This is a genomic window from Acinetobacter sp. KH_038 (genome assembly GCF_057839405.1).
Map to the genome: position 1 here is coordinate 1,772,748 of NZ_CM174489.1, position 23,876 is coordinate 1,796,623.

Genomic DNA, 23,876 nt, shown 5'->3' on the forward strand with positions numbered 1-23,876 from the left:
TTAAAATCGAACTGTTGCAGTATAACCGTTTTGTCCCGACAAATAAAAAGCCTCTCCGCAGAGAGGCCTGATTTTACTCGATTGTTTTACACAATAGCGTGCAAGGATTAGCGTTCACGCAAGGCTTCTTTGGCCTTGTTGAATGGCTTGATCAGATAATCCATCACCGTTTTTGAACCGGTTCGAATATCTACTGTCGCGACCATCCCCGGAGTGATATTGAACTCCTGACCCGCATTATTACTCAGCTTGTCACTGTCGGTACGGATATAAACCCGGTAATAGAACTGATCCTGCTTGACTTCATCACGTAAAGTATCCGGTGAAATCATCGCCACTTTACCATTCAAGCCGCCATAAATTGAATAATCATAGGCAGTGATTTTAACCAGTGCTTCCTGATCCGGACGAATAAAGGCAATATCACGTGGCGAAATTCGCGCTTCAACCAGTAGTTTTTCATCCAGTGGCACGATGGTCATCAGCTTGCCATTTTGTGGAATTACACCACCCAAGGTCATCACATCAATCTCTTTCACGATGCCACGTACCGGTGATTTAAAGATTGTGCGACTCAAGGTATCGGATTTGCCGCGTACCACCTGCTGCTGGGTCTGTACATCTGTATTGGCCTTGGACAGCTCTTCACGCGCACTGACATAATACTGATTACGAATATCATTCATCTGGTTACGCAGGTCGTTGGCTTCTCGTTTTAAACGCAGCACTTCAACTTCACTGGCTGCCCCTTTGGCCACCAGTGGTGCTGTCATTTCCAGTTCTTGCTGTACCAATACCAGTGCCTGTTGCAGGCCGGCAACCGATTCTTCCAGGTTGGCGCGGCGTGACTGATACAATGCAGTTTCTTCTTTCACCAGTTTTGGATATTTCAAGACTTCTGCCGGAAATACCAAGGGTGTACCACTGACTTCAGCACGTAAGCGCGCTGAAGTTGCACGTGATGAGACCAGCAAGGATTCTGATTCACCGACATTGGATTCAAGACGGGTCGGATCAAGCTGAGCCAATATTTGGCCACGCTCGACAATTTCACCTTCTTTGACATTCAGTTTAGTCAGAATACCGCCTTCCAGAGACTGGATCACCTGCTCTTTGGAAGATGGAATCACCTTTCCGGTACCGGTAGAGACTTCTTCCAGCTTAAATAACCAGGCCCAGGTCAGCAATACCAACAAGCCGATCCCGACAATCCAGATAATCACGCTAGATTTGGGTAAAGGTGGTTCCTGAAAGCTGACTTTGCTTGAACGTTTTAGTTCTTGTTGTTCACTCATGCACTTGCTCCAACAACCTGCTTATTACTACCCTGTGACTGATTCAGGATCTGATCGCGCGGGCCATCCATCACAATTTTACCGTCGTTCACCACAATGATACGATCCACCAGTTCCAATACCGCACGGCGGTGTGTCGCGACCACCATGGTACGATGGCTTAAATAACCTTTCAGATGCTCAATTAACTGTTTCTCTGACACATCATCAATCGCCGCAGTAGGTTCATCTAATAGCAGAATTTTCGGTTGACGGATCAACAGTCGTGCTAACAACAGCGCCTGACGCTGGCCACCAGAAAAACCGACGCCACCTTCCAGAATAATATGATCCAGACCTTCTTTTTTCTCCTGCACAAACCCTAATGCACCGGTGATTTGCAATGCTTCCAGAATTTGCTGATCAGTGGCCAAGGGCGCACCCAGGCTGAGATTTTCACGAATCGAGCCATAAAACAGCTGCGAGTTCTGATTCAGCAGACCCATATCACGCCGCACATCAGAAGGATCAATCAGGGTTAAATCAATACCATCCAGCTTGACCTTGCCCTGTAATGGTGTCTGCATCCCGGACAATAGCTGTAACAAGGTCGATTTACCGGCACCATTACGTCCCAGAATCGCAATTTTTTCACCGGGTTTGATTTCCAGTTTTGGAATCATCAAGCTTGGTTTTGGATCATCTTCGCCATATTTAAACACCACACCACTGAGCTCATAATGACCATCCAGAGCTGGACGATGAATCAGATGAGAATAATCCGGCTGATCGACCGTTTTTTTCATCAATTCATCCAGACCGGCTTTGGCCACTTTGGCCTGTTGCAGACGGCCCAGCACGCCAGTAATTTGTGAAATCGGTGCCAGCATCCGTGAAGACAGAATCGAACAGGCCACCAGAGCACCTGTGGTCATCTCACCATCCATGACTGCAAAAGCACCGACCAGTACCACGATGGCAAAGGTCAAGCCCTGGATTTTTTGCGTCCAGGCTGTCATCAAGCCCACAATCTTACGTTGCTGCATGCTGACGTCGGCTGAAACTTCATTCATATGGTTCCACTGGTTCTGGAAACGCGTTTCAGCCCTGAGCAGCTTGATATCTTCAATGCCTTGTACGGCTTCTACCAGCAAAGCATTGCGAATGGCCGATTCACGCATGCCCAACTGCGCCAGTTCTGCCAGTTTTTTCTGCGCCAGAATACCAGGAAGAATCATGAGTGGTACTACCAGCAGCATTACCCAGAACAGGTTGCCACCAATGACCCAGAAAATCCCTAAGAACAGGAAGAAAAATGGCAAGTCGGCAATCGCAGTCACTGTGGTCGAGGTAACCAGTTCACGTACCCCTTCCAGTTCCCGAATCTGCGAGATAAAGGTGCCGGTCGATTTGGAACGTTCACTATTTTTGATGCGTAAGGAATGGCCAAATACCCGATCAGAGATTTTCAGATCAGCACGTTTACCAATAATGTCTGACAGATAAATTCGGGAGACACGTAAGATAAACTCGAAAATTGCTGCAATTAATACACCACCAGCCAACACCCATAAGGTGGGAATCGATTGTGATGGAATCACACGGTCATACACGTTCATCGAGAAAACAATCGTGGCCAGTGCCAGAATGTTGGCAATCAAGGAGGCGAACATGACATCGATATAACGTTTCCAGTCATTCAGCACAATTGACCAGAACCAGTTTTTCTCAAACGGTTTGATATACTCATCAACCCGGGCATCCGGCACAGAAGATTCGGGGCGTAAGACATACAGATGCTTTACGCCGCTTTCTAACTGCTCCACCGTGAAACTTTGAGACAGGCCTTCATCACCACTGAGCTGTATGCTGACATTGCCTTGCGTGTCGATGCGTTCAATCACACCGACATCACCGCTGTCAAACTCGACCAGCAACGGCAAACGCCACGGATTCAGCAAGCTGCTGTCAAATTTATTCTTACGGACATTTAAACCAATCTGGCGACTGACAATTTTGAGCATCTCATCGATGTCATGATGCTGGTTCCAGTCCAGTTGCAGACGAATCCGCTCCTCAGAAGGTTCGATCCGGTAATGCTTGGCAATATTCAAAACCGCTTTAAGCCACGGTTGATAATTTATTGTAGTACTCATGGCTGAACTTCAAACCCCTGAATAGAAATACGGTTAAGCGCGTAAATATCCCGTGTACGGCCGGTGACCTGAATGTATTGCACAATCGCCGAATAGATGTCATAACGCGCAGATTCAATTTCCTGTGCCGCACTATGAATGGCCTGTTCTGCGTTGAGTAAATCCACTACGGTTCTGGTTCCCAACTTATATTGTTCTTGATACAGCTCTTTGGTGCGCACCGTGGTTGCACGGCGTTGCGATAACACTCCCATTTGTTTTTGCTTATTTTCAATCTGCTCACGAATCAGGCGAACCTGATCCAGCACTTCCAGATAAACCGTATTGACCTGTGCACGTGCAGCTTCTTCGGCATAACTGGCAGAGCGCGCCTGGGAGCGTGCTGCGCCCCCCTGATAAAAATTACTGCTGGCTTCAATCATGATTGAATTATAAAAGCCGTCATCTTCATCGTTATTCGGATTCCGCCCATTGATAGCCTGACTTAGGCTGCCTTTAAGGTTAATGCTCGGATAACGGCTTAAACGTGCCTGATCCTTCTGGAAACGTGCCACCTCTACACCGGATTGCGCCAGAATCATATTGGGAATCCGGGTAAATTCCGGATCTTGATAGAGATTGGCTTGCGCCACAATATACTCTGGAATTTCCCATTCAACCCGGGACACATCAAAACCGAGCAAAGTGCGTAAACGTTGCTGATATTGTCTGAGCTGGGTCTGCTGTACCAGCAGGTTCGATTGTGCCGCTTCCAGATTGGACTGAGCCTGAATTGGATCGGCCTGACTGCTAATCCCGGCACGGGCACGTAGATTGGCGATTTCTGCAATTCGACCAATCCCCTGAATCTGCTGCTCGGCAATTTTGGTAATTTCCTGATAACGCTTGATATTAACAATCGCATCTGCCACGTCAAGTGCCACCTGGTCCAGGCTGACCAGCACTCTTGCCTGTTCTTCTGCCAAGCGGGCTTCCTCTATACTGACATTGGTTTTGACCTTGCCAAAATCATACAGCATCTGTGTTGCATTTAAGGACACCACTTGCCGCCCACGCTCACCCGAGGTCAGATCACCTGTCCCCACTCCACCTGATAGCTGTGGATAATAAGCAGCCCTTGCCACATCAATATTGGCCGCCTGTGCAGACAGGCTGGAAATACTCTGGCTGATTTCAGGGCGTCGCTGAACTGCAATATGGATCGCTTCCACCACGTTCATCTTTTGTGGAATACGAGCCACGCTGGAACTGGCAGCAGACTGTCCCGGTTGTGGTCGGGTAACCTGTGGCAGTTCAGCAACTTGAGAAGTGTCTAATGAATATTGACTGAGTGACGTAATATCAACTGATTGCGCTGACCGTATTGGCTCTGGTGCAATCAGTTTACCTAAACCGTTTTTAAAATTTGCAAAATAGTTTTGCGAAGTTTCTGCATGTACTAGGGAAATAGATAAAGGTAAAAGAAGAGTTATGAAAATTCCTCTTTTTTTATCCATTTTCACCTGAACATTTTTTATGTGCTGTACCCTAAATCGCATAATAATTAATGTTTCATGTTTTAGCCTAACAATATATCAAATCGTTTCAAAAGATATCTTTTTTAGCTTTGATTTGACGAAAAAAAACCCTCATCCGACATTGGATGTCGTGATGAGGGTATTTTACAGAGATTAAATTTATTTATACGGTAAAATCATCACCTAAATACACTTTTCTCACTGTTTCGTTGGCCAGAATCTCGTCTGGTGTACCTTCTGCAAGCAATGCGCCTTCACTGACAATATAAGCATGCTCGCAAATCGCCAAGGTTTCACGCACATTATGATCAGTAATCAATACACCAATCCCGCGATCTTTCAGGGTAGTAATAATATCTTTAATATCTCCAACCGAAATCGGATCGACACCTGCAAAAGGTTCATCGAGTAACATAAACTTAGGATCGGCCGCCAAGGCACGTGCAATCTCGGCACGGCGTCGTTCACCACCCGAGACACTCATGCCCAGAGAATCTTTAATATGGGTAATTTTAAAATCTGCCAAAAGCTCGGCCAGACGCTGCTGGCGTTGTGCCTTGGTCATGTCTTTACGGGTTTCCAGAATTGCCATAATATTTTCTGAAATGGTCAGTTTCCGGAAAATTGACGCTTCCTGGGGCAAATAGCCGATTCCCTTGCGTGCCCGTTCATGCATGGCCAGATCGGAAAGATCCAGATCATCCAGATAAATTTCACCTTTATCCATCCGCACCAGGCCGACCACCATATAGAAACTGGTGGTTTTACCGGCACCATTGGGTCCTAGCAATCCGACAATCTGGCCACTTTCCATACTAAAAGACACATCCTTTACCACCCAGCGCTTATTATAGTTTTTTGCCAGATGCTTGATGGTTAAGGTTTGAACTTGCTGCGATTGCTGCATTAATCACGCGCTCCCGGAGAGGATGTTGAAGATGATGGCGGAATCACGATCTGTACACGACCCGCAGATGAACCGGTCTTGTTTGGCGTGCCGGTCGCTTCAATATCACCTTTGTTCATGCTGTACTTCAAGGTTGTGCCACGAATACTGGCCCCATCCTGTTGCAAGAAAGCATTGCCTGACATGGTAATAATCCCGGTCTCGGCATTGTAGACAATTTTCTGCGCCTGGCCTTTGGCTAAGCCTTTGGATGCATCTACTTTTTGCTGAAACTGTGCCGGACTGCCTGTTGCCGTAATCAGGCTGATCTGGCGTTTATTATTCAGATTGGCCACAATTGAGTTGGCTTGAAGCTTCATGGTGCCCTGTTCAATGATGACATTGCCAGAATAGGTAGTCACACCGGTACGCTCATTAAAAGTTGCGCGGTCAGCAAGCAAGGTGATCGGCTGGTTACGGTCAGATGGCAAGGCAAAAGCAGCAATTGAACCGAGTCCAATCACAGTCGCCAGCGCAGTGCGCTTCAGGAAAGTGTGCATCATTTTGGCTTTAGGAGTTTGGTTCATACTTTCCTCGAATATTAAAGAATTCGTATTGACCATCATTAAGATTGGCTTTAAGACCCTGGCTGACAAATTCAGCCTGTGGCGAAGTCACAATAACTGTCTTGTCGGTTTCAATTTCACGTGTTTTTGGAAAAGCAGTCAGTTCCTGGGTACGGAATTCTAATTGTCCATTTTGCATGATTTTGGTGGCGAGCACTTCTTGAGAGAGTACAACTTTTGTATTGTCATCATAACCATGCGCCATTTTGGCAGAGAATGTCGCGTCGACTTTAGCATTGTCATAGGTCGACGCTTTCAGGTTTTCCAGCTTTGAGGTTTGTTGCTGCAAGTTCTGCTCAAGTCGGTCTACCTGAGCACGAACCGACAACATGCCTTTTTCATCCGTCTGGGTTAAGTTAATATTTTTGGCGGAATAGGTCATGCTGCGTGCAGAATCAATCTGCAGCTTATTGCCCTTGCCGCTGTAATAATAATAACCACCACTTATTGCGGCAATAACCACAGCCGTAATATATAAAACTTTAGTATCCATAAGCGGTGTACTTAATCCAAAAGATATGACTTATTAATAAGGCGCACGAGTATATTTTTCAAGTAACTCTTGGTATACACCCTTGGACATCAGCAGCATATCGCAGATTTCACGTACTGCTCCACGCCCACCCAAAGCCTGAGTCACCAGATCTGCACGACGCCGCACCTCCAGATGACCATTCGGCACAGTCACCTTCATGCCCGCAATGGCAAAAGCCGAAAGATCAGGCCAGTCATCGCCCATATACAGGCAATCGTCTGGATCAATATTCAGTTGTGCACATGCTTCACGAAGTGCGGTGCCTTTATCTTCACGACCCTGATAAACCAGATCCACACCCAGGTCAGACATGCGCTTTTCGACAATATTGCTTTTACGGCCAGTAATAATGATGACCTTGATGCCCGCCTGCTGAACCAGTTTCATGCCCAGCCCATCACGGATATCGAATGATTTAATTTCATCACCCGTGTTGGTCAGCGTGACAAAGCCGTCACTTAAAATACCATCGACATCAAGCACTAATGCTGAAATATGACGTGCCTGCTCTAACAATACATAAGATGCCATTTCTTAATTTACCCCAGCCTGAATCAGGTCATGCATACTAATCACACCAATCACTTTATTGGCATCATCAACCACTACAAACTGGTTGATTTTACGTTCATTCATACGTTCCAGTGCCACGACTGCACGTGCATCCTGAGAAATCGTTAACGGATTTTTAGTCATCACGTCCTGAATCGCCAGATTAACGTCAAAGCCCTGCTGTTTATCAATTAAACGACGCAAGTCACCATCGGTAAAAATTCCCAGCAGTATGTCATTTTCATCAACTACTGTGGTCAATCCCAGACGTTTGTTAGAAATTTCATAAAGCACTTTATTCATGGCGGTATCTGGCGAGACTTTTGGCAAATCCGAACCTGTGCGCATCAAATGTTTTACATGTAAAAGCAGTCGCTTGCCCAAAGCTCCGGCAGGATGCGAACGTGCAAAATCATCCGAAGTAAAGCCGCGAGCATCCAGCAAGGCCACAGCCAAAGCATCGCCTAGGGCCAAAGTGGCAGTGGTTGAAGAAGTCGGTGCCAATCCCAGCGGACAGGCTTCCTGAATATTGCCGAGGGTTAAAGCCACATCGGCATTTTGTGGCATTGGCCCGCGATCATCACCACTAATGGTAATCAGAGGAATCTGCAGATGTTTGATTAATGGCATCAGCATCATGATTTCATCACTCTTGCCCGAGTTTGAAATCGCAATCAGTACATCACCGGCCACCAGCATACCAAGGTCGCCATGACCGGCTTCGCCCGGGTGCATAAAGAAAGACGGTGTCCCGGTCGAGGCAAAGGTCGCCGCCATTTTACGGCCAATATGACCTGACTTGCCCATTCCGGTAATCACCAGGCGGCCTGTGCACTGGAGAATGATTTCACAAGCCCGGCTAAAACGGTCATCGATTTGTGTGGCTAAAACCTGTAATGCATTTTCTTCAATGCGCAGTGTTTCCAGCGCGACTTTCTGAAAATCTAGTTGATTCACTTTTTTTTGTGGATTCAAAGCCTGTTTACCTACGCTAAGGACAGAGAAAAACTCTCATTTGATGGGCATAATTTTCGCAATTTTAGCATAGCTATGCAATTGCAAGCTTTCTAAATGTATAGGTTTTTATAAAACTCAAACACAAAGCTGTGAATTATCTGCAGATGGTATTGAAATCGTAAGGATATCAGTTGAGTCGATATTTATTTTTTTAGAGACAATAAAAAACCCTTATCTTTCGATAAGGGTTTTTTGTATTCTGGAGCGGGAAAGGAGACTCGAACTCCCGACCCCAACCTTGGCAAGGTTATGCTCTACCAACTGAGCTATTCCCGCAATGAAGTGAATTATAGAGAATTCCACAGCAGTGTCAACTCTCTATAATATCAACTGTCTAATTAATCGGCACGACGCCATACAGTTCCTTGACGGGTATCTTCAAGCACTACACCCTGATCAAGCAGAGATTGACGGATTTCATCCGCACGTGCAAATTCTTTGGCTTTTTTGGCATCCTGGCGCTGCTGGATCAAATCTTCAATTTGCTCCGGTGTTAAAGCTAAAGCATCTTGACCAATATCTGACTTCAGGAACTCATCGACATTGTATTGCACCAACCCCAGAATATCGGTCAAATGACGTAAAGTTGCATAATAAACTGCTGCTTGCTCAGCCTGCTCTTCTTTAACAGCAGTATTTAACGCTTTGTTAATTTCAAACAGTACTGCAATGGCTTCAGAAGTATTAAAGTCATCGCGCATAGCCGCATTAAAGCGCTCGACCAAGGTTTCATCCAGAGTTTCTACCAGCTTGTCGCCATACACTGCCTGATAGGTTTTAAAAGAATGATAAAAACGGGAAAGCGTGTTTTTCGCTTCTTTTAAAGCAGCATCAGAGAAGTTTACCGGGCTACGGTAGTGCGAAGATACAATGAAATAACGGATCACTTCAGGATGGAATTTCTCCATCACATCGCGAATGGTAAAAAAGTTACCCAGCGACTTCGACATTTTTTCGCCATCAACATTGATGAAACCGACGTGCATCCAGTAATTTACATACTGCTCACCCGTTGATGCTTCTGATTGGGCGATTTCGTTTTCATGATGTGGGAAGGTCAAGTCCGAACCACCGCCATGAATATCGAAATGGTTGCCTAGGCAGCAGGTCGACATCGCTGAACATTCAATATGCCAGCCTGGACGACCATTACCCCAAGGAGATGCCCAAGAAGGTTCATTTTCTTTGGCATGTTTCCACAGCACGAAGTCAAATGGATGTTTCTTTTCCACTTCTACATCAACGCGCTCGGAAGCACCAGCCTGCATATCTTCCAGTTTGCGCCCAGACAGACGGCCATATTTGGCAAATTTTTCTACCTGAAAATAGACATCACCATTGCTTGATGGATATGCCGTGCCATTGTCAACTAAGGTGCCAATCATGTTTTGCATTTGATCGATATAATCGGTGGCACGTGGTGCTTCGTCTGGTGCCAGACAACCTAAATTTGCAGCATCTTCATTCATGGCCTGAATGAAACGATCGGTCAACGCCGTAATACTTTCACCATTTTCATTGGCGCGCTTGATGATCTTGTCATCAATATCGGTAATGTTGCGAACGTATTTAACGCTCCAGCCCTGACTACGCAGGAAACGGATGATGTAGTCGAATGCAACCATGACCCGCGCATGCCCAATATGACAGTAGTCGTAAACGGTCATGCCGCAGACATACATGTCGATCTGGCCTTCTTTACGCGGTACGAATTCTACTTTCTTGCGTTGCTCTGAGTTATATAGAACAAATGGTTGCATAGCTATTCAAAAAACTTCAAATATAAGGATGGCTCATCTTAACCTAAGCATTATTTTTCATAAAGTTTTAAGATATATTTTTATAAAATTCCCCCCCTCCCTTTAACAATCCAAGAATAAAAAGACCAGCATATTGCCGGTCTCATTCCACGCGTAATTGTAGCGAATTTTAAGACTGAGATTCGTTTCTACATTGCATTAACAATTGGCTGGTTTTTGGACCAAAAAAATTTGTAATGCTGGTATTTTTCACACGTGCCCAGTTTTGATCATCCTTTTGATAAAAATCAACAGTGAAGCCTTGATACTTAGCTGTACTTAAATATTTATAATCTTCAAAAGGTTTTGCTGGTTTTTGCTCAATAGACTTCAATAATCCATGCTTTTGTCTGGCAGAAATTAAACGCAAAATGCTTTTATCCCCCATCACATAAGATAAATCATGTGCTTTTTGCGTTGAGCAGTCAATTGCGTAGCGACCTTTCAACTCGCCTGAATTTAAAGATATCTTTGTTCCTGTATTAGCATTTGTTAGAGTGAATGATGCTGTAAGCAACAATACAGACAATAATAATTTATTCATGGATAACTCAATATTTTGACAGTAGTTGACTAATGGGATGAAAGCTTAAGCTTTCATCCCTCAGCGGATTAGTAGATAATTTGACTGTTTTTCAACAAGTCAGTAAGGGTAGTCTCAACATTTTGCAATATGAGTAATTCACTCATTCCATATTGATTACCCGAAATTGCCTTTCCGCTGCCATCCACAATAGTTTTGCCATCTCGGTCAATACTAATGACAGTGTTACCATCTTTAACTTCAACAGATACAAAGTTCGATAGGTCAATACTATCTTGAGTTTTCTGATCAGCTAGCAATGCAGAAATATCAATCACATCAGCATTAGATGATGTTTTGACATCACCTATAGCAAAGCCTTTCCATACATCTTGATCATGACCACCTGTAGCATCCATTGTATTTAATACGTCATAAATAGCAGTATCGCGTCCAGCCCCTAATGTAGAGATAAAGGTATCATTACCAGCACCACCATTGAAGATATTGTTGCCAGCACCACCATACAAGTAGTCATTTCCTTCACCACCTACAAGGACATCATTGCCTGAATCACCACGCAATGTATCATTGCCTGCTCCACCAACTAGATAGTCATTACCTGCACCACCACTCAGTGTATCGTTGTCCGTACCACCATAGATAAAGTCATTTCCAGAACCACCGATGATTGTATCTTCACCACCATAGCCGTAAATCAGTAAATCTTTTGTTTCTAATGAACGATTAATTGTCTCAATCGTTTCATCATTACCTTCAACAAGCTTAACAGCGCTATTTAAACTATTATTTGTCACTAAGGATAAGTCTATCAATTTACCTAATGATTGGGATGTTGATACATTCTGTGTATCGGTTGCAGTAATTGTCATTGCATTTAATACATCAAGAGACAATAAATTACCGTCTAGAATTCCTAAACCGCCGTCTTCTGAACCAAACTGTAAAGTTGCTAACAACTGATTAATCACATCATTCGAAATCTTACGATCTGTATTGCTTGCGCTTTTAATCGTAATCGTTGTTGTTTTACCAACAAGATTTAGTAAGCCCTCTGTTGTTGTTTGCACAACATCAAGACCTAATTCTTGTTTTAAACGTTCAGACCATTTAAATGCAGGATTGGTAATATTTAGAGATAAACCTTGTGTAAAGCTAATTGATACTTCACTTAAATTATTATCAAGATCATAAACAGCCAGATCTTGATTACCTAAATCTAAGATTCCTAATACACCTAGTCCTACCAATCCAAGCAATGAAGTATCTTGACCAAATACCAATGGTGCTTGGTTTAATGGATCAAAGATCACAGATTGCAAGTCTTCACGGTCAAACGTAACTTTAGTTGACGCAGTATCACCATCGTTATCTGATATTGTGAAATCTACAACGGTTTGAGCACCAGTACCTGTATTAGCTTGAATTGGTAAGGCATCTGCAAGCAATTTACCTTGACCAATTAAGCTCGAGATCAATTGATAATCGGAGGCAAAGCCTTCAGTTAAATTCACACCAAGCAAGTCGATAATTTGTTGAACTTTTGCAGTATGTACAGCTGCATTGAAGCCACCTATAAATTCGCCTTTTGTATTGATATACAAAACAGTTTTGTCAGCTACTGCATCATATTCAAAGTGCAAATAATTGGTTAGATTACCAGCACCAATACCTTGACGACCCTCTCCTTGCAGCAGATCGCTTAAGTCAAGGACATCACCGCCGAATGCTTGTGGACGCATGTCAAAATCTTTGATGCTGTCACGCGCAATCTCATTAGCATTGGTGACATAGTTATCTTTTTCCCAACGGAAAATATCAGCGCCTGTACCACCAATCAACGTATCGTTACCTTGACCACCGACCAAGATATCATTACCAGCATTACCTACTAACGTGTCATTACCTGTACCCCCATACATGATATCTGATGCACTTCCACCATATAATGTATCAGTACCATCAAGACCATATAAAGTATTAGACAACTCTGGTTCTCTAGCTGTAAGCGTGTTGCTTACACCAACAACATCACTTTGTTTTGTTGGTGCTGTATTGGCTGCTAGCAAGTTATTTAGCAAGCCAACATCTAATAGGTTTAAGTTTGGATCACTTGCTACAATCACAGTACCGTCTGCAGCTTTTGCTTGAAGTTTGATAGTAGGTAATACACTTAAAGTAATGATATCACCCAAAGGTGTTTTTACACTTACCGTGCTCAGCAATTGGTTAACTTTAAACGCATCTAGTTCACCACCATTTTTATCTACAACATTAATACTTGTAGCTATTAAACCTGGTGTTGTTGACACGACTAATCCAAGTTCCTCAGCTAATGTACTGTTATAGGTAAACTCTTTACGTTCATTCGTTAAGATACCGCCAACAAGGCTACCGAGATCTAAACCAGAGATCTCTGCATTCACGCTATAAATGCCATCACCTTGAATACTGAGTAGCTGTTTGTTTTCCATTGTCACTAAACCAGCAACATTCAGATCAACTAACCCAAGTAAAGTTCCATCCCCACCAATACGTGCAGCAGGTGGCGTATTTGGTGTATAGCTGTTGCTATCAAATACCTGAACATCATACTCATATTGACCAGTGACTAAATTCACAACAAGGATTTCACCTATCGCGGTAGTGACCATCAATTGACCATCTTCTAACCCTTTATTGTTATAAGCATAACTAAGAATGTTAGATGATGTACCCAATTGAGTTACGGTATTTGCTTGTGGATCAAACACAAACTCTACACCATTTAATGCAACCGATTTAACAAAGCCACCATCAGCACCATAATCGACTACTAAACCATCATTAATTTGATAAGTACTTTGACCTAAATCATGTAGTTTATTTACTGTAGCTTCAGGCTGATCATCGGTTAATACAACACTGATATATTGAGATTCAACAGTAGTGCCTCGCGCATCGGCGAAATTCATACGGATATCAAAACCAAGTTTGTCATCTGTATTAGAACCTTGAGTACCATGGTCTAAAGCTTGTTTTAATGTAACGTCATAAGTACCATCATTTTTGATATTTACAACAATGACTTCTTGACCATTTGCACGACCAATGAGTTGTTGATTCACACTTTCCCAAACAATTTTTTGACCATTTGATGTCAATTCTTGGTTTGGTTCTTGTAGATAAATGCCTGTATATGTTGCTTGTGGTTTTGCAAATACACCTGAAACTGTAACTTCATCTGCATTTGCTAAATCTGCTTCATTAATATCGACAGTTTTGCCTTGGCTATCTGCGTCCACATTTTTAAAGTAAACAGTTTCTGTTTCAGTTGATATATTACCTGCTTTATCTGCAACTTCTGCTTTAACCGAAAAATTGGTATTTGGTGATAAGCCTAATCCACTTAACTCTGTATCAGAGACTTGAACCGACCATTGACCATCCGTTACAACGGCATCCTTAACGAGCGTACCTGCAATGGTGACTTCAACAATCTGACCATCTTCGGCACCAATGGCTTGACCACTAACAATTAAGCCATTTTCTAATTCCACATCAGTTAAAACACCATCATCCGAAATAGTTTCAATGCTTAATTCTGGTGCTACAGTATCTATAACAAGCGTGTCTGTCGTTGTAGCTGTATTTCCTGCTTTATCAGTGATGCTCACTTCAATCAGATATTCACCATCTGACAATACTTTATTTGCAGGAATAGACCAATTACCATTTGAATCAACGATTGTTGAACCAATCACCGTTCCATTTGCAGTAACTTCAATGGTTGAACCTGGTTCTGCAGGTTTTTTACCTGTATTAGACCATATTGGTGTTGAGTCATTGGTGACACCTGATTCGATTTCAGTGGTTTTAAGCTTTCCACTTTCATCAAATTCAATATCAGAATATACAGCATATTCTGGTAGATCCACTTTAGTATCAACTTCAAATCTGCGTTTAGCAATTACGTTACCATTTGATGTGAATCTGTGCAGTCTAACCTCATAGACACCATCAACTAATAATGCTTTATCAGCAATACTCAAAGTTTTTGCCCATTGGCTTGAACTACCTATTGATCCTAATTCTAAAACTCGAACACCTGTAGTTGCATTATATACATTGGCATATATTAGATTTGAACCTGAACGCACCCCACTAATAACTAGTGGGTTTACTGTATCAGCCTTTTCAGATGCATTAATGATGTCATCAGTAGCAGTAACACTAATGCTTGCACGATAACTTCCATCAACACTAGGTTCAGATGTAATTAAATTCGATGATGCAGTTGCTGTATTACCTGCAAGATCAGAATTAGTTGCCACAACTGTAAATGGTGCTGTTAATAGATTAGATTCTAAGGGAACTACATCTAAAACCCATTCACCGGCAGAGTTAGATTGAGCAGTTTTAGTGAATACGACAGTATTTGCACTATCTTTAAATTCAACTATGACATCAGAATTAGGTTCAGCTTTCCCTTTCACTGCAAATCCGAGAGCTTTTTCCTCTGGATTAAAGGCATTATTGTCTGCAACAGATGCAATCGTGACAGTAGGCGCAACAGTATCTATAACTACGACTTGATCCAGTAAACTAATAGAGCTATTACCAGCACTATCGGTTTGTTTTACTTGAATTTGACCAATTGGATATACACCATCCAAGCCAATATCAAGCTCTGCTTCTGTTGGCGTTACTGTAGATGAAGTAAATGTCTCAAATGTAGCACCACCATTAATACTATATTGGTATGTTGCACCTTCTTCTAAGCCTGTAACCTTAATTTTTTCATTGCTTGTAACGCCATCACCATTAATATTCGTATCATTTACTAATGTTAAGGTCGCTTGTGCAGGTGCTTGTGTATCACCAGTAATATCTTGATCTAATTGACCTTCTAGACCAGCTTTACCTGTTACTACACTTACGTAACTATTTGCAGGCACAGTGATCTCAACATCTTTAAGCTCACTAATTGCATTTGGCGTAAATCTTGCTGTGTAAATCAACGGATTGGTGACATCCTGTTGTAAACCTGTGAGTTTTCCACCTGCTACACGAATATCAGAGGCATCAAAACCTGACACCAATTCACTAAAAGCAAATGTAATGGTTGTGATTTCGCCTGCTTTAACCGTATAGCTATCAGATGTGATTGTCACACTTGGTGGCAAAGTCAGATTCACTAAAGGATTAACGACTGTCACTTGAGGGCTAAAGTTACCTGCTTCATCAGCAATTAGATCTTCTGCAACGATAACCTCTACGGCACCATAAAAATCTTCAGTATTTGGTTTAAATACAATAGCATCTTCACCTTCCTGATCTTTTCCTATAGCAAATTGACCTTGTTCACTACTTAAGATTGCAGCGAGCTCTGTTAAATCTGCAAGTTTAGGCAGACCTAGTGCATCAATCACATATAAATCTTCTGATGGATTAAAACTTACAATACCATCTTGGCTAATGCTCAAACCTAAATCAGGTGCTGTCTTATCAAGTGTATATGCACTATAAGACAGTGTGTCTGAAACGTTACCCGCTGCATCTACGGCTTGTACAGAAATATTAAGCTTACCATCTGCCAAAGTTGTTAATTCACTTGGATCAATTGATACATTCCAGCTGCCTTGCGAATCTGCGGTTACATTCAATGGCTGATTAAGACCCTCAATTTCTACTGTAACTTCAGCACCTGCTTCGGCTGTACCTTTGATGACAATAGCTTGTTGTTGCTCATCGGCATTAATAAACGAGTCTTGTTTGTATGCTGTACCAATCGATGCAGATGTCTCAATTTCAGATATTTTTGGAGTGATTGTTTTAGTATCAACAGTAAATACTTTTTCAACACGTTCAACTTCGCCAAGTGCGTCGGTTGATGTAATGACCAGTTTATTCTGACCTTCACGTACAACAACAGAAACAATCATCTCACTTGCTAAAAGATCATCAGCAGTTACAAGATATTTATCGCCATTTACACTAATGATATCGTCTTCTTGAGCATCCTCACCTAAGTTAATTTTGATATCTGTTCGTTGATCATTACCGATTTCAGCTTTATTCAACATGTCTAATGGCGCTAAAACATCATCAACTAAATCAATCGTCTCAATTTTATCACTATTAGAACTGATCAATTCAAATGAAATAATTTCTCTATCAATCTTCCCTGCTGCATCAACTGCTTCAACTAAATAGCTATTTTCACCCAATACAACAGGTACAGATAACTGAACAGAACCATTTGCAATGTCAGCTGCAGTCAAAGTATAGAGTGTAGTGCCGACAAGCAAATGATCACCCGCCTGAGCGCCCGTGATATCATTTGCTAAATCTACCGGGGTTAAATTAATCGTTAAATTAACTTTTCCTTGCGCATTTAGGTCTTGTTCTGTGATCTGAGCATTGTTGATCGGCTTACCAGTAACTTGAACACTTGTAATGATGTCTGTGAGACCCGTGCCATCAACACCATTTTGACCGTCAGTACCTTTTGCTGAGATGCCCGTATCCGTTGTACCAATGAACCAGTTACCGTTAGCACCAATGTATGGGGTTAAGCCATCCTTACCGTCTGTGCCATCAACACCATTTTGACCGTCAGTACCTTTTGCTGAGATGCCTGTATCCGTTGTGCCAATGAACCAGTTGCCGTTAGCACCAATGTATGGGGTTAAGCCATCCTTACCGTCTGTGCCATCAACACCATTTTGACCGTCAGTACCTTTTGCTGAGATGCCCGTATCCGTTGTGCCAATGAACCAGTTGCCGTTAGCACCAATGTATGGGGTTAAGCCATCCTTACCATCTGTGCCATCAACACCATTTTGACCGTCAGTACCTTTTGCTGAGATGCCCGTATCCGTTGTACCAATGAACCAGTTGCCGTTAGCACCAATGTATGGGGTTAAGCCATCCTTACCATCAACACCATCTGTGCCATCAACACCATTTTGACCGTCAGTACCTTTTGCTGAGATGCCTGTATCCGTTGTGCCAATGAACCAGTTGCCGTTAGCACCGATGTATGGGGTTAAGCCATCCTTACCATCAACACCATCTGTGCCATCAACACCATTTTGACCGTCAGTACCTTTTGCTGAGATGCCTGTATCCGTTGTGCCAATGAACCAGTTACCGTTAGCACCAATGTATGGGGTTAAGCCATCCTTACCATCAACACCATCTGTGCCATCAACACCATTTTGACCGTCAGTACCTTTTGCTGAGATGCCTGTATCCGTTGTGCCAATGAACCAATTGCCGTTAGCACCAATGTATGGGGTTAAGCCATCCTTACCGTCTGTGCCATCAACACCATTTTGACCGTCAGTACCTTTTGCTGAGATGCCCGTATCCGTTGTGCCAATGAACCAGTTGCCGTTAGCACCAATGTATGGGGTTAAGCCATCCTTACCATCTGTGCCATCCTTACCGTCTGTGCCATCAACACCATTTTGACCGTCAGTACCTTTTGCTGAGATGCCTGTATCCGTTGTGCCAATGAACCAGTTGCCGTTAGCACCAATGTATGGGGTTAAGCCATCCTTACCATCTGTGCCATCCTTACCGTCTGTGCCATCAACACCATTTTGACCGTCAGTACCTTTTGCTGAGATGCCCGTATCCGTTGTGCCAATGAACCAGTTGCCGTTAGCACCAATGTATGGGGTTAAGCCATCCTTACCATCTGTGCCATCTACACCATTTTGACCGTCAGTACCTTTTGCTGAGATGCCTGTATCCGTTGTGCCAATGAACCAGTTACCGTTAGCACCGATGTATGGGGTTAAGCCATCCTTACCGTCTGTGCCATCAACACCATTTTGACCGTCAGTACCTTTTGCTGAGATGCCCGTATCCGTTGTGCCAATGAACCAGTTGCCGTTAGCACCAATGTATGGGGTTAAGCCATCCTTACCATCTGTGCCATCCTTACCGTCTGTGCCATCAACACTATTTTGACCGTCAGTACCTTTTGCTGAGATGCCTGTATCCGTTGTGCCAATGAACCAGTTGCCGTTAGCACCAATGTATGGGGTTAAGCCATCCTTACCGTCTGTGCCATCAACACCATTTTGACCGTCAGTACCTTTTGCTGAGATGCCCGTATCCGTTGTGCCAATGAACCAGTTGCCGTTAGCACCAATGTATGGGGTTAAGCCATCCTTACCATCTGTGCCATCAACACCATTTTGACCGTCAGTACCTTTTGCTGAGATGCCCGTATCCGTTGTACCAATGAACCAGTTGCCGTTAGCACCAATGTATGGGGTTAAGCCATCCTTACCATCTGTGCCATCAACACCATTTTGACCGTCAGTACCTTTTGCTGAGATGCCCGTATCCGTTGTACCAATGAACCAGTTGCCGTTAGCACCAATGTATGGGGTTAAGCCATCCTTACCATCAACACCATCTGTGCCATCAACACCATTTTGACCGTCAGTACCTTTTGCTGAGATGCCCGTATCCGTTGTGCCAATGAACCAGTTGCCGTTAGCACCAATGTATGGGGTTAAGCCATCCTTACCGTCTGTGCCATCAACACCATTTTGACCGTCAGTACCTTTTGCTGAGATGCCTGTATCCGTTGTGCCAATGAACCAGTTGCCGTTAGCACCAATGTATGGGGTTAAGCCATCCTTACCATCAACACCATCTGTGCCATCAACACCATTTTGACCATCAGTACCTTTTGCTGAGATGCCTGTATCCGTTGTGCCAATGAACCAGTTGCCGTTAGCACCAATGTATGGGGTTAAGCCATCCTTACCGTCTGTGCCATCAACACCATTTTGACCGTCAGTACCTTTTGCTGAGATGCCCGTATCCGTTGTGCCAATGAACCAGTTGCCGTTAGCACCAATGTATGGGGTTAAGCCATCCTTACCGTCTGTGCCATCAACACCATTTTGACCGTCAGTACCTTTTGCTGAGATGCCTGTATCCGTTGTGCCAATGAACCAGTTGCCGTTAGCACCAATGTATGGGGTTAAGCCATCCTTACCATCAACACCATCTGTGCCATCAACACCATTTTGACCATCAGTACCTTTTGCTGAGATGCCTGTATCCGTTGTGCCAATGAACCAGTTGCCGTTAGCACCAATGTATGGGGTTAAGCCATCCTTACCGTCTGTGCCATCAACACCATTTTGACCGTCAGTACCTTTTGCTGAGATGCCTGTATCCGTTGTGCCAATGAACCAGTTGCCGTTAGCACCGATGTATGGGGTTAAGCCATCCTTACCATCAACACCATCTGTGCCATCAACACCATTTTGACCGTCAGTACCTTTTGCTGAGATGCCTGTATCCGTTGTGCCAATGAACCAGTTACCGTTAGCACCAATGTATGGGGTTAAGCCATCCTTACCGTCTGTGCCATCAACACCATTTTGACCGTCAGTACCTTTTGCTGAGATGCCTGTATCCGTTGTGCCAATGAACCAGTTGCCGTTAGCACCAATGTATGGGGTTAAGCCATCCTTACCGTCTGTGCCATCAACACCATTTTGACCGTCAGTACCTTTTGCTGAGATGCCCGTATCCGTTGTGCCAATGAACCAGTTGCCGTTAGCACCAATGTATGGGGTTAAGCCATCCTTACCATCTGTGCCATCCTTACCGTCTGTGCCATCAACACCATTTTGACCGTCAGTACCTTTTGCTGAGATGCCCGTATCCGTTGTGCCAATGAACCAGTTGCCGTTAGCACCAATGTATGGGGTTAAGCCATCCTTACCATCTGTGCCATCCTTACCGTCTGTGCCATCAACACCATTTTGACCGTCAGTACCTTTTGCTGAGATGCCTGTATCCGTTGTGCCAATGAACCAGTTACCGTTAGCACCAATGTATGGGGTTAAGCCATCCTTACCGTCTGTGCCATCAACACCATTTTGACCGTCAGTACCTTTTGCTGAGATGCCCGTATCCGTTGTGCCAATGAACCAGTTACCGTTAGCACCGATGTATGGGGTTAAGCCATCCTTACCGTCTGTGCCATCAACACCATTTTGACCGTCAGTACCTTTTGCTGAGATGCCCGTATCCGTTGTGCCAATGAACCAGTTGCCGTTAGCACCAATGTATGGGGTTAAGCCATCCTTACCATCTGTGCCATCCTTACCGTCTGTGCCATCAACACCATTTTGACCGTCAGTACCTTTTGCTGAGATGCCTGTATCCGTTGTGCCAATGAACCAGTTGCCGTTAGCACCAATGTATGGGGTTAAGCCATCCTTACCGTCTGTGCCATCAACACCATTTTGACCGTCAGTACCTTTTGCTGAGATGCCCGTATCCGTTGTGCCAATGAACCAGTTGCCGTTAGCACCAATGTATGGGGTTAAGCCATCTGTGCCATCAACACCATTTTGACCGTCAGTACCTTTTGCTGAGATGCCCGTATCCGTTGTACCAATGAACCAGTTGCCGTTAGCACCAATGTATGGGGTTAAGCCATCCTTACCATCAACACCATCTGTGCCATCAACACCATTTTGACCGTCAGTACCTTTTGCTGAGATGCCTGTATCCGTTGTGCCAATGAACCAGTTGCCGTTAGCACCAATGTATGGGGTTAAGCCATCCTTACCATCTGTGCCATCCTTACCGTCTGTGCCATCAACACCATTTTGACCGTCAGTACCTTTTGCTGAGATGCCTGTATCCGTTGTGCCAATGAACCAGTTGCCGTTAGCACCGATGTATGGGGTTAAGCCATCCTTACCATCAACACCATCTGTGCCATCAACACCATTTTGACCGTCAGTACCTTTTGCTGAGATGCCCGTATCCGTTGTGCCAATGAACCAGTTACCGTTAGCACCGATGTATGGGGTTAAGCCATCCTTACCGTCTGTGCCATCAACACCATTTTGACCATCAGTACCTTTTGCTGAGATGCCTGTATCCGTTGTGCCAATGAACCAGTTGCCGTTAGCACCGATGTATGGGGTTAAGCCATCCTTACCGTCTGTACCATCAACACCATTTTGACCGTCAGTACCTTTTGCTGAGATGCCCGTATCCGTTGTGCCAATGAACCAGTTGCCGTTAGCACCAATGTATGGGGTTAAGCCATCCTTACCATCTGTGCCATCAACACCATTTTGACCATCAGTACCTTTTGCTGAGATGCCCGTATCCGTTGTGCCAATGAACCAGTTACCGTTAGCACCAATGTATGGGGTTAAGCCATCCTTACCGTCTGTGCCATCAACACCATTTTGACCGTCAGTACCTTTTGCTGAGATGCCCGTATCCGTTGTGCCAATGAACCAGTTGCCGTTAGCACCAATGTATGGGGTTAAGCCATCCTTACCATCTGTGCCATCTACACCATTTTGACCGTCAGTACCTTTTGCTGAGATGCCTGTATCCGTTGTGCCAATGAACCAGTTGCCGTTAGCACCAATGTATGGGGTTAAGCCATCCTTACCATCTGTGCCATCAACACCATTTTGACCGTCAGTACTTTTTGCTGAGATGCCTGTATCCGTTGTACCAATGAACCAGTTACCGTTAGCACCAATGTATGGGGTTAAGCCATCCTTACCGTCTGTGCCATCAACACCATTTTGACCGTCAGTACCTTTTGCTGAGATGCCTGTATCCGTTGTGCCAATGAACCAGTTGCCGTTAGCACCAATGTATGGGGTTAAGCCATCCTTACCATCTGTGCCATCAACACCATTTTGACCGTCAGTACCTTTTGCTGAGATGCCTGTATCCGTTGTGCCAATGAACCAGTTACCGTTAGCACCAATGTATGGGGTTAAGCCATCCTTACCATCAACACCATCTGTGCCATCAACACCATTTTGACCGTCAGTACTTTTTGCTGAGATGCCCGTATCCGTTGTACCAATGAACCAGTTACCGTTAGCACCGATGTATGGGGTTAAGCCATCCTTACCATCAACACCATCTGTGCCATCCACACCATTTTGACCGTCAGTACCTTTTGCTGAGATGCCCGTATCCGTTGTGCCAATAAACCAGTTGCCGTTAGCACCGATGTATGGGGTTAAGCCATCCTTACCATCAACACCATTTTGACCGTCAGTACCGTCTTGACCTGTTTCGCCTTGTTCACCTTTTAATGATGCGAGCCATTCAGTAACTGTACCCACAAAGCCATTCGATACCGCAACGTCATACGCTGATTGACCAGCAGGACCAATCGCTGCTGAGGCCAAACTGTCTAACCAGTCTTGTAGTGAACCTTCGAAGCCATTTTCAACCGCCAATTCATAGGCAGATTTACCATTAGCACCATTCGCACCCGCTGCACCATTTTTACCGATCAGTGACGCTAACCATTCTTGTTCTGTGCCTGTGTAGCCATTAGCAACTGCAATTTGATACGCAGATTGACCAGCTTCACCAACTTGGCCGACTTCTCCCTTAAGAGTCGCTAACCATTCTGTTAATGAACCTGTATAACCACCTTCTACCGCAAGTTCAAATGCAGACTGACCATCCTGACCATCCTGACCATCCTGACCATCTGTACCTTTCAGTGATGCAAGCCATTCAGTAACTGAACCATCAAAGCCATTTTCAACAGCAAGTTCATAGGCAGATTGACCTGCAGGACCAATCGCTGCTGAGGCCAAACTGTCTAACCAGTCTTGTAGTGAACCTTCGAAGCCATTTTCAACCGCCAATTCATAGGCAGATTTACCATTAGCACCATTCGCACCCGCTGCACCATCTTTACCGATCAGTGACGCTAGCCATTCTTGTTCTGTGCCTGTGTAGCCATTAGCAACTGCAATTTGATACGCAGATTGACCATTAGCACCTGGTTCACCTTTCAGCGCAGCCAACCATTGTTCTAATGTACCGGTGTAGCCTTTATCTTGTGCCAATTCATAAGCAGACTTACCATCCACACCGTCTTTGCCATCACCCCCCTTGGCTACTGCAGCAATAACACCCACTCCTCCAGCCAAAGCTG

Annotated in this window: 11 protein-coding genes and 1 tRNA gene; all 12 read right to left on the reverse strand. The window is 44.2% G+C overall.

Translation table 11 applies throughout. The features are described from left to right. Nucleotides 1–107 precede the first annotated feature (107 nt). Nucleotides 108–1,295 carry a beta-barrel domain-containing protein gene (locus AC3IT7_RS08310; protein ID WP_475653351.1) on the reverse strand — a complete coding sequence of 396 codons (1,188 nt, stop codon included), beginning with the start codon at nt 1,293–1,295 and terminating at the stop codon, nt 108–110. Then, entirely contained in the window at nt 1,292–3,430 is a 2,139-nt protein-coding gene (locus tag AC3IT7_RS08315; RefSeq protein WP_489248120.1) for a type I secretion system permease/ATPase, read from the reverse strand. Before AC3IT7_RS08315 ends, AC3IT7_RS08310 begins: the two co-directional genes overlap by 4 nt. Further along, a complete protein-coding gene (locus tag AC3IT7_RS08320; RefSeq protein WP_489248121.1) occupies nt 3,427–4,926 on the reverse strand; it encodes a TolC family outer membrane protein in 1,500 nt (499 codons plus the stop codon). The genes AC3IT7_RS08315 and AC3IT7_RS08320 overlap by 4 nt, the downstream gene beginning before the upstream one ends. A 184-nt stretch (nt 4,927–5,110) precedes the next feature. Continuing rightward, on the reverse strand, nt 5,111–5,854 hold the full coding sequence (gene lptB / locus AC3IT7_RS08325; protein ID WP_475653354.1) for an LPS export ABC transporter ATP-binding protein: 744 nt from the start codon (nt 5,852–5,854) through the stop codon (nt 5,111–5,113). Next, entirely contained in the window at nt 5,854–6,420 is a 567-nt protein-coding gene (lptA, locus tag AC3IT7_RS08330; RefSeq protein ID WP_475653355.1) for a lipopolysaccharide transport periplasmic protein LptA, read from the reverse strand. The genes lptB and lptA overlap by 1 nt, the downstream gene beginning before the upstream one ends. Then, nucleotides 6,404–6,952, reverse strand: coding sequence for an LPS export ABC transporter periplasmic protein LptC (lptC, locus tag AC3IT7_RS08335; RefSeq protein WP_475653356.1), 549 nt, complete (start codon nt 6,950–6,952; stop codon nt 6,404–6,406). Before lptC ends, lptA begins: the two co-directional genes overlap by 17 nt. A 33-nt stretch (nt 6,953–6,985) precedes the next feature. Continuing rightward, nucleotides 6,986–7,525 (reverse strand): KdsC family phosphatase, encoded by a 540-nt coding sequence (locus tag AC3IT7_RS08340; protein WP_100534975.1) that lies wholly within the window; start codon nt 7,523–7,525, stop codon nt 6,986–6,988. A gap of 3 nt (nt 7,526–7,528) precedes the next feature. Next, nucleotides 7,529–8,503: a KpsF/GutQ family sugar-phosphate isomerase gene (locus AC3IT7_RS08345; RefSeq protein WP_489249992.1), complete on the reverse strand. Its 975-nt coding sequence runs from the start codon at nt 8,501–8,503 to the stop codon at nt 7,529–7,531. Nucleotides 8,504–8,763: 260 nt separating this feature from the next. Beyond that, nucleotides 8,764–8,839 (reverse strand) — tRNA-Gly (locus tag AC3IT7_RS08350). A 62-nt stretch (nt 8,840–8,901) separates the two neighbouring features. Further along, complete coding sequence (gene cysS, locus AC3IT7_RS08355) at nt 8,902–10,323, reverse strand: cysteine--tRNA ligase (protein ID WP_489248122.1); 1,422 nt, start codon at nt 10,321–10,323, stop codon at nt 8,902–8,904. Nucleotides 10,324–10,492: 169 nt separating this feature from the next. Next, nucleotides 10,493–10,906, reverse strand: coding sequence for a hypothetical protein (locus AC3IT7_RS08360; RefSeq protein WP_489248123.1), 414 nt, complete (start codon nt 10,904–10,906; stop codon nt 10,493–10,495). Between the two features lie 68 nt (nt 10,907–10,974). Further along, entirely contained in the window at nt 10,975–23,871 is a 12,897-nt protein-coding gene (locus AC3IT7_RS08365; protein WP_489249993.1) for an Ig-like domain-containing protein, read from the reverse strand. Between the last annotated feature and the right edge of the window lie 5 nt (nt 23,872–23,876).

What these genes read in the sequence shown, in the direction of transcription:
- AC3IT7_RS08310 (WP_475653351.1), bottom strand. Translation starts at nt 1,295, where the DNA reads ATGAGTGAACAACAAGAACTAAAACGTTCAAGCAAAGTCAGCTTTCAG.
- AC3IT7_RS08315 (WP_489248120.1), bottom strand. Translation starts at nt 3,430, where the DNA reads ATGAGTACTACAATAAATTATCAACCGTGGCTTAAAGCGGTTTTGAAT.
- AC3IT7_RS08320 (WP_489248121.1), bottom strand. Translation starts at nt 4,926, where the DNA reads ATGGATAAAAAAAGAGGAATTTTCATAACTCTTCTTTTACCTTTATCT.
- lptB (WP_475653354.1), bottom strand. Translation starts at nt 5,854, where the DNA reads ATGCAGCAATCGCAGCAAGTTCAAACCTTAACCATCAAGCATCTGGCA.
- lptA (WP_475653355.1), bottom strand. Translation starts at nt 6,420, where the DNA reads ATGAACCAAACTCCTAAAGCCAAAATGATGCACACTTTCCTGAAGCGC.
- lptC (WP_475653356.1), bottom strand. Translation starts at nt 6,952, where the DNA reads ATGGATACTAAAGTTTTATATATTACGGCTGTGGTTATTGCCGCAATA.
- AC3IT7_RS08340 (WP_100534975.1), bottom strand. Translation starts at nt 7,525, where the DNA reads ATGGCATCTTATGTATTGTTAGAGCAGGCACGTCATATTTCAGCATTA.
- cysS (WP_489248122.1), bottom strand. Translation starts at nt 10,323, where the DNA reads ATGCAACCATTTGTTCTATATAACTCAGAGCAACGCAAGAAAGTAGAA.
- AC3IT7_RS08360 (WP_489248123.1), bottom strand. Translation starts at nt 10,906, where the DNA reads ATGAATAAATTATTATTGTCTGTATTGTTGCTTACAGCATCATTCACT.